We start from the raw sequence: 555 nt of genomic DNA on the forward strand, positions 1-555 counted from the left end.
AGATAATAAAATTCGAAGGACACTACCACGGCTCACACGACCAACTACTAATAAATAATACTCCTCCAAATCCTAATGGTCAAAGGGTAATATCGTCTTTAGGCATAGTAGATGAATTAGTTAATAATACTTTGATTGCTGAGTGGAATAATTTGGATTCTGTTGAGAAATTAGTTAAGCAAAATAGGGATGATATTGCCGGTATAATAATGGAACCCGTCCCAATGAACATGTTCTTGTTAACCCCGGATGTTGATTTTCTTAAGGGTATCTTTGATTTGGCTGATGATTATGGTTTTGTTGTTATTTTTGATGAGGTTAAGACGGGTGGGAAGTATTTTAGTGGTGCTTCTGGTTATTATAATTTAAAGCCTGATATTATCACCTTGGGTAAGGCTATTGCTGGTGGTTTCCCCTTGAGTGTTATTGCCGGTAAGAGGGAGATTATGGAGTTGATTGGACCGGGGAAGGTCGCACATGGGGGAACATTTAACGCAAACCCAATATCAGTAAGAGTAGCAATAGTAACACTAAAAGAAATACTAACAGAACAAG

The 555-nt window shown here is 37.7% G+C and carries 1 protein-coding gene; it reads left to right on the plus strand.

Features of this window, described 5'->3' with window-relative positions; translation table 11 throughout:
• Window positions 1-555 (plus strand): aminotransferase class III-fold pyridoxal phosphate-dependent enzyme (locus DMP16_RS10720; protein ID WP_143577266.1); only part of this gene is annotated, 555 nt, incomplete at both ends.

The sequence above is a fragment of the Sulfolobus sp. B1 genome, from assembly GCF_007050195.1.
GTDB lineage: Archaea > Thermoproteota > Thermoprotei_A > Sulfolobales > Sulfolobaceae > Saccharolobus.